This window comes from Yoonia sp. (assembly GCF_036007805.1).
Classification (GTDB): Bacteria; Pseudomonadota; Alphaproteobacteria; order Rhodobacterales; family Rhodobacteraceae; genus Yoonia.
The window spans coordinates 1-2887 of record NZ_DASYOK010000230.1 but is presented as its reverse complement, the minus strand read 5'-3'; the positions used below and the strand labels follow the sequence as shown (position 1 = coordinate 2887).

Annotated in this window: 4 protein-coding genes; all 4 read right to left on the bottom strand. The window is 60.2% G+C overall.

Annotated elements, in window-relative coordinates:
• Nucleotides 1–224 (bottom strand): DUF1643 domain-containing protein (locus tag VGP75_RS12625; RefSeq protein WP_327544009.1); only part of this gene is annotated, 224 nt, incomplete at its 3' end.
• A gap of 4 nt (nucleotides 225–228) precedes the next feature.
• Complete coding sequence (gene truB, locus VGP75_RS12620) at nucleotides 229–1134, bottom strand: tRNA pseudouridine(55) synthase TruB (protein WP_327544008.1); 906 nt, start codon at nucleotides 1132–1134, stop codon at nucleotides 229–231.
• A gap of 57 nt (nucleotides 1135–1191) precedes the next feature.
• Nucleotides 1192–2181 carry an NADPH:quinone reductase gene (locus VGP75_RS12615; protein ID WP_327544007.1) on the bottom strand — a complete coding sequence of 330 codons (990 nt, stop codon included), beginning with the start codon at nucleotides 2179–2181 and terminating at the stop codon, nucleotides 1192–1194.
• 21 nt (nucleotides 2182–2202) lie between these two features.
• A partial coding sequence (locus VGP75_RS12610; protein ID WP_327544006.1) for an HRDC domain-containing protein occupies nucleotides 2203–2887 on the bottom strand: 685 nt, incomplete at its 5' end.

Sequence of the window (2887 nt, the reverse complement as noted above, 5' to 3'; positions counted from 1 at the left end):
GTCACCTGAAACGCGCCAAAGCCCAGCGCACGGGCGCGTCTTTCGCAGCGCTCCACGGTCGGGTCGTTCTGCACCTCGGTGGCCTTCGAGGGGTTCAGCATCACAAACAGGACCCGTTTGCCCTTTGCATCCCACGTGCGTGTCAGCGCATAGCGGTAGCGTTCGCAATCAGAGTAGATTGCAGTCGAGGGCGCGTCGTCCTTGATATGTGTCCGCGTGATCACCGGATCAGGTGACGAACACGCGCGATGGCTGAATTTCCCCGCCACGATAGGTACCCACGGCAATGGCCTTGCCTTCGTATGAGGCCCAGACCTCATCACCGAATTCAACACCTGTCGCGATCACGGACGCAGGGTTGCCATTGCGCAGCTTGGCCACGCTTTCTGCCAGACAGCGCACCTCTGCAAGGTCGCTCAACCCGATCTCCAAAGGTTGCACGAAGGCATCAAGTTCGGGCGTTTTGGCCAATGCATCGACCTGTTCCAAAGTCACCCCGTCTGTGGCCTGAAACGGACCCGACCAGATCCGGCGCAGTGATTTGACATGCGCCTTACAGCCCAGCGCCTCGCCCAGATCGCGTGCGATGGAACGCACGTAACCGCCTTTGCCACAGGTCATTTCCAGCACAACGTGATCGGCATCGGGGCGATCAATCAGCAAGAGTTCTTCCACCCATAAAGGACGCGCTGCCAGGTCCATCTCCTCGCCATCGCGGGCCTTTTTGTAGGCGCGCTCACCGTCTACTTTCACGGCGGAAAACTGCGGCGGGACCTGCATGATATCACCAACAAAGCTGCTCAAGGCTTCCTTGATCGCCGCGTCATCAGGGCGCAGATCAGAGGTCGCGATCACCTCTCCCTCGGCATCGTCGGTATTGGTGGCGGCACCAAGACGCACGGTAAACGTATAGGCCTTCAGCGCATCGGTGATATAGGGCACGGTTTTCGTGGCTTCACCCAAAGCCACGGCCAGAACGCCTGTCGCCTCGGGATCAAGCGTGCCTGCGTGACCGGCCTTTTTGGCATCCAGCGCCCAGCGCACCTTATTGACGACCGCGGTGGAGGTAATGCCGGCGGGTTTATCCACCACCAGCCAACCCGAAATATCGCGACCCTTGCGTCTGCGTGCCATGTCTTTGCCTCTTATCAGAATGTGCGCTTGCTAGAGCGAAGCCTGCGGCGGGTCAATCTAGAGTGTCAGGATGACAGAGCCCGCACGATCACCGCGCGCGATGATGTCATGCGCGATGGCGCATTGGTCCAGAGCAAGCGTGTCCGAGATACGGATGTTCAGCGCATTGCGCGCAAGCAAATCGTTCAGCTGACCCGTGGTTTTTTCCCGCTCCTCGGGCGTCAGCAGGTAAACCAGCACAAGCTTGATGTTCACGGCTTTGAACATCAGCGGATAAAAGGGGATTGCAGGCGTCATGTCCTTGGCCGATCCATAGGTGGCCACCGTCCCGTTTTCGGCAATGACCTCGGCGATTGTCGCGGCATTCTTCCCGAACTCGACTTCCGCGATATGGTCAATCGGGCGACCGCCGGTGGCCTCCAATATCTGCGCGGCCAGATCACTGTCCGTATAGTCAAAGACGTGGGCCGCCCCTGCATCCCGTGCCGCTTGCAGTGCCTGCTGGCCCCGCGCCGTTGCAATCACTTCGGCACCAGACGCCGCCGCTACCTGCACAGCCAGATGACCGACAGTCCCGGCACCGCCACTGACAAGCACCCTTTTGCCCGCAACAGGGCCTTGCCCCAGCGCCGCATGAACCGCCGTCAGACCCGGAATCCCAAGCGTTGCCCCTTCGGCGAAAGACACGTTCTCGGGCAATGGCACCGCCTGCCCTGCGGGCAACGCGATATACTCGGCAGCGGTTCCAAACGCACGCTGCCACTGTCCGTTCCAGATCCAGACCCGCTGACCAATCCGGTCAGGCGAGACGCCTTCGCCCACCGCCTCGATAACACCAGCGCCATCGCTATGAGGGATGATCTTGGGAAAGGGCGGCTTGGTCACACCGGGTCGGCCGCCTGCACGGGCGCGAATGTCAGAGGGGTTGACGCCAGAGGTCTGCAACCGCACCAGAACCTCGCCCGCTGCGGGGTCTGGCGTCGGAAGGTCCTCTAGAGTCAGGACATCGGCGGCCGGTCCAAAGGTGGTGTAGGTGATCGCGCGCATGTTGCTTGTCCCTCTTTAAGTCTAACCGGCTTCTAGCACCTCTAGAAATGCCTCGCCAAACCTTTCGGCGTATTTATCGCCTATGACACGGGTCAGGTTTTCCATATCCGCGCTGCGCATCTGCGCAACTTTGGCCAACATTGACGCAGAACAGCTCATCGGTTTATCCGCGCCATGGGGGCCACGGGTCAACGCAGCCTGCGCCTGCATCAGACGGTCATAAACCGCGCCCTCGTCACGCCCTGCAAGCTTGCGGCGCATAGGATGCACCTCCTCAACCGCCCCTGCGATGACTGACAGGAAATCCTGACCATAGGTCGCGAGCTTTTTTGCACCCACACCGCCGATATGGGCCATTTCATCAAGGGTCATGGGCCGTTTTTCGGCCATCTCAATCAAAGTACGGTCGTTGAAAATAATATAGGCGGGGACATTGGCCTGTTCGGCAAGGTACCGGCGTTTGGCCTTCAGCGCTGACAGAAGTGGCGCGTCTTCTTCACTGACCAGCATCCGGACTTGCGGCCCCGAACCGCGCGCCGCCTTGATCGTGTCGCGGCGCAATTCGATCGTGGCCTCGCCACGCAGGATGGGGCGCGCATGTTCCGTCATCCGCAGCGCACCGTGCCTTTCGCGGTCAGGGCGCAATAAATCATGCCCCATCATCTGCCGGAAAATCGCCTGCCATTGGCGTTTGTCATAGTCCTTG